The sequence below is a fragment of the Nonomuraea sp. NPDC001684 genome (assembly GCF_053596515.1).
In genome coordinates, this window is sequence record NZ_JBSFGJ010000635.1 from 1 (window position 1) to 4229 (window position 4229).

The following is a 4229-nucleotide window of genomic DNA, read 5'->3' on the forward strand; positions in this document are numbered from 1 at the left end:
GGCCGCCGTCGCCGCGGCCGATCAGCAGCGGGCGGCAGCGGACGGCCTGGGCCACCAGGCTGACCAGGCGGGCCTTCTCCCTGGCCCACGGGGCGGGCAGGGTGACGATCCGGTCGCCGGGGGTCTGGCGGGTGCCGGGCGGCGGGAGGGTGTCGATGCCGTACTTGGCCATCAGGGCGGAGGCGGCCGCCAGGAAGGTGGCCCGCTCGTGCTCGTTGTCCGTGCGTTCGGCCTTGGCCAGGAGTTTCCTGACGCGTTCGAGCGTGCGCTCCCGCAACCGAGCTCCCCCTACTTGGCCAGCACCCGCCCGTCGTCGGCGATGGCCGGGAAGGCGCCGGTGTCGACGATGCCGTGCTGCTGGTACAGAGCCTCGATCAGGGCGTGCGCCTGCGGCTCCAGCTTCCACAGGGCACGATACTCGCGCGCGGTGGCCAGCGGGACGCCGATCTCCTGGGCGATGTCCACCGAGCGCGGCACGATGCGCTTGGCGATCTGCCGGTCCCAGAACTCGCGGGCGGCCCTGATCTGGGCGGCGCGCTGGGCGGTGTCGACGACCTGGGGGGTGGCGTCGAACACCTCGACGTCCTCGTCCTCGTCCTCGACGAGCTGGGCCAGCGCGGGCGGCAGCGCCGGGCGGGCGGGCACGGGACGGTGGTCGGCCTCGGGCTCCCACGGCACGCGCGGGTCGGCGTCGATGAGCGCGGTGGTGTTGTACAGGGCGGCGATCTGGGCCAGCAGCGCCTCCTGACGCTGCTGGTCGACGGCCAGCCCGGTGTGCTCGACGGCCTGGTCCATGGCCTTGTCGAGCCTGGCCAGCGCGCCGCGCATCTTGCGCTCGGAGGCGCCGCTGTCGCGCAGCGCCTTGGCGCGCTTGGCGGCCAGGGCGACGCGGGTGAGCCGGCGGTGGGCGTCGACCTCGGAGGCGGTGCGGTCGCTGACCTCGGCCAGGCCCATGCGGACGAGCAGGCGTTCGGGGGTCAGGCGCCAGTTGATGCGGCCGGTGCCGCGGATGCGGTGGCGTTCGATGGCCATGCCGCGCTCCCAGAGCCAGGCGGCGACCAGCGGGGCGGCCAGGCGGAAGACGGCCTCGGGGAGGCTGCGGGCGTCCATGCTGGACAGGACGGCGGTCAGGCAGGTCAGCGCCCAGACCGCGATGCCGTCGATGCCGGCGGAGAAGTTCTCCCGCATGTTGCGGCGGGCGCGGACGGCCGAGGTGATGATGGCGACCTCGATGAAGGCGAACAGCAGCAGCCGGAGCGGTCCGTCCAGGCCCAGCACGTCGCCGGAGAAGCGCCACATGCCCTGGGCGGACACGCCGGTGGCGATGGAGGCGGCGACGACGGTGAGCACGTCCTCGACGGGACGGGGGGCGACGTAGCGGGCGAATAACCAGGTGCCCGCGCGCCAGGCCATCCGGAGCACCAGGAACGCCAGCACGAGCCCGGCCAGGCCCAGCAGGGCGATGACGGCGGTGGCGAACGGCTTCTCGGCGACGAAGGCTGCTATTTCCTCAAATGTCGGCATCAGTCACTATCCGCGAGGCTCAACTCCAGCTTGTCTTGGGACGAGATCATCGCAGACTGTCGCCCCCTTGTACGCCAAACGCCACCGATTTCCCCTGTCTCCCACCGGTTCCTGTGACACACGCCGTACCAGAAGGGGGTTGTGGCTAGTCGGCGGCCCGCGACCCGGCGCACAATGAGGCGCACCCCCGCCTACCGCACGGCCTCCCGCACGGGATCACGCGGCGGGCGGCGGGACGCGCGGCCAGATGGACGACCGGGCGGGTGGCCAGGTGGGACGTGAGAGTGAGCGGCAATTTCGTCCTTTCGGAGGGCAACAGCCGCCTGTCCGGATGGGACCATCTACCGAGGGATTTATCCCAACATAGTGCGATGTATCCCAGCAGGACGGATATCCATGTCTGACTCAGAGTTCCCCTTCGTCCAGTTCATGCGCGAGGACTTCGACCCGGTCGCCGAGCTCGGCCGCATCCGGGCCGAGCACGCCGTCTTCCCCATGAAGATCCCCGGTGACCAGACCGTGCACCTGGTCACGCGCTGGGAGGACGTACGCGGTGTGCTCGGCGACCACGAGCGGTTCAGCAACGACTTCGCCGGCATCTCCGGCCTGGGCTCCAACCAGGAGGACCCCGGCGGCCTCGGCTTCCGGGACCCGCCCGAGCACACGCGGCTGCGCAAGTACCTGACCCCCGAGTTCACCATGCGCCGCCTGCGCCGGCTGGAGCCGCGCATCGAGGCGATGGTCGAGGAGCACCTGGACCGCATCGAGGCCAAGGGCCCGCCCGCGGACCTGGTCGAGGACTTCGCGCTGCCGATCCCGTCGCTGGTGGTGTGCGAGCTGCTCGGCGTCCCGTACGAGGAGCGCGCCGACTTCGTCAGGATCAGCAAGGACCGGTTCGACCTGTCGGCCGGCCCCGAGGCGTCCCTTCAGGCGATCAACGACGCGATGGCGTACCTGGTGGACCTGGTCGCCCGCGAACGGCGCGATCCCGGCGAGGGCCTGCTCGGCCAGCTCCTGCGCGAGCACGGCGACGACCTCGACGACCGCACGCTGGCCAGCATGTCCGACGGCCTGCTCACCGGCGGCCACGACACCAGCACCAGCATGCTCGCGCTCGGCGCGCTCTGGCTCATGCGCCACCCCGAGCAGGCCGCGAAGGTGCGCGAGGTGGACGGCTACGTCAACGACGTCGTCGAGGAGCTGCTGCGCTACATGACGGTCGTGCAGGTGGCCTTCCCGCGCTTCGCCCGCGAGGACCTGGAGCTGCACGGCGTGCCGATCAAGAAGGGTGAGATGGTGCTGTGCTCGCTGACCGGCGCCAACCGCGACCCCTCGCTGGGCCCGGACATGGACGAGGTGCGTCCGGGCCGCGAGACCGCCCGCTCGCACCTGGCCTTCGGCCACGGCATCCACCGCTGCATCGGCGCGCCGCTCGCCCAGATGGAGATGCGCATCGCCTTCCCCGCCCTGCTGCGCCGCTTCCCGGACCTGCACGTCTCGGGCGAGGTGCCGTTCAGGGAGCTGGCCATCGTGTACGGGGTCAAGGAGCTACCCGTCGCCTGGTAGAGCGGTTACGTTCACAGTGTGAACGAGCCCGTCATCGATCTGGCCTCGATCCGCGCCGTGGTGTTCGACATCGACGGCGTGGTCACCGACACCGCCCGGGTGCACGCGGCCGCCTGGAAACACGTCTTCGACGCCTTCCTGCGCGGCCGCTGCGACCCGTTCGACATCCGTGACGACTACCTCCGGCACGTCGACGGCCGGCCGCGGCTCGACGGCGTGCGCACCTTCCTGGCCGCGCGCGGCCTCACCGCGCCCGAAGGCGGTCCCGACGACGAGCCGGGCGCGCCCACCGTGCACGGGCTCGGCCTGGCCAAGGACCAGATCTTCCTCGCGCAGGTGGACAAGTACGGCGTGGCCGCCTTCCCCGCCACCGTGGCCCTGCTGCACGAGCTGCGCCACCGGGGCGCCCGCACGGCCGCCGTCTCGGCCAGCCTGCACGGCCGCCGGCTGGTCGCCGCCGCGGGCGTGGCGCACCTGTTCGACCTGGTCGTGGACGGTGGCGACGCGGCCCTGATGAACCTGCCGGGCAAGCCGGACCCCGCCCTGTTCCTGGAGGCCGCGCGCCGCCTGGCGCTGCCCGCCGGACAGGCCGCCGTGGTGGACGCGGCATTGCCGGGCGTCCAGGCGGGCGGCAAGGGCGGCTTCGGGCTGGTCGTGGCGGTCACCCGGGACGGTCCGGGCGACGCCGCCGCGCTGGCCGGGCACGGCGCGCACGTCGTGGTGCCCGATCTGGGCGAGCTGGGCGTGCGCGGCAGGGTCCTACCCTTGAGGGCGTGACGGTTCTGATCGATCCCCCCGACTGGCCGGGGCCGCGCGGCCTGATGTGGTCGCACCTGGTGAGCGACAGCTCGCTGGAGGAGCTCCACGCGTTCGCGGCCCGGCTCGGGGTGCCGGGCCGCGCCTTCGACCGGGACCACTACGACGTCCCGGAGACCGTGCACGCGCGGGCGGTGTCGCTGGGCGCCGAGCCGGTCAGCTCGCGCGAGCTGCTGCGCCGCCTGATCGCCGCCGGTCTGCGCCGCCGCAAGCGCCACGACGCCGGCGCGCCCTAGACGAGTAAGTCCTAAGTCGTTCGGAGTGCAGGCACGACGAAGGGTGTCGAGGATCGATGTGTGACGAACGACCTCAACACCCTTCTC

At 72.2% G+C, this 4229-nt stretch carries 5 protein-coding genes; 3 read left to right on the plus strand and 2 right to left on the minus strand.

Annotated elements, in window-relative coordinates:
• A partial coding sequence (locus ACWCSD_RS49005; RefSeq protein WP_449926120.1) for a DUF2786 domain-containing protein occupies positions 1 to 277 on the minus strand: 277 nt, incomplete at its 3' end.
• A gap of 11 nt (positions 278 to 288) precedes the next feature.
• Positions 289 to 1524 (minus strand): hypothetical protein, encoded by a 1236-nt coding sequence (locus tag ACWCSD_RS49010; RefSeq protein WP_358285701.1) that lies wholly within the window; start codon positions 1522 to 1524, stop codon positions 289 to 291.
• A gap of 396 nt (positions 1525 to 1920) precedes the next feature.
• On the opposite strand from ACWCSD_RS49010, the gene ACWCSD_RS49015 reads away from it, so the two are divergent.
• From ACWCSD_RS49015 to ACWCSD_RS49025, 3 genes are read left to right on the plus strand one after another with little or no spacing between them, the layout of a single operon-like run.
• Positions 1921 to 3090, plus strand: a complete 1170-nt coding sequence (locus ACWCSD_RS49015; RefSeq protein ID WP_352322574.1) for a cytochrome P450 — start codon at positions 1921 to 1923, stop codon at positions 3088 to 3090.
• Between the two features lie 18 nt (positions 3091 to 3108).
• Positions 3109 to 3867, plus strand: a complete 759-nt coding sequence (locus ACWCSD_RS49020; protein ID WP_449926123.1) for an HAD family hydrolase — start codon at positions 3109 to 3111, stop codon at positions 3865 to 3867.
• The gene (locus tag ACWCSD_RS49025; RefSeq protein WP_352361368.1) at positions 3864 to 4142 is read left to right on the plus strand and encodes a DUF4031 domain-containing protein; all 279 of its coding nucleotides are present in this window, start codon (positions 3864 to 3866) and stop codon (positions 4140 to 4142) included. The genes ACWCSD_RS49020 and ACWCSD_RS49025 overlap by 4 nt, the downstream gene beginning before the upstream one ends.
• The last annotated feature ends 87 nt before the right edge of the window (positions 4143 to 4229 follow it).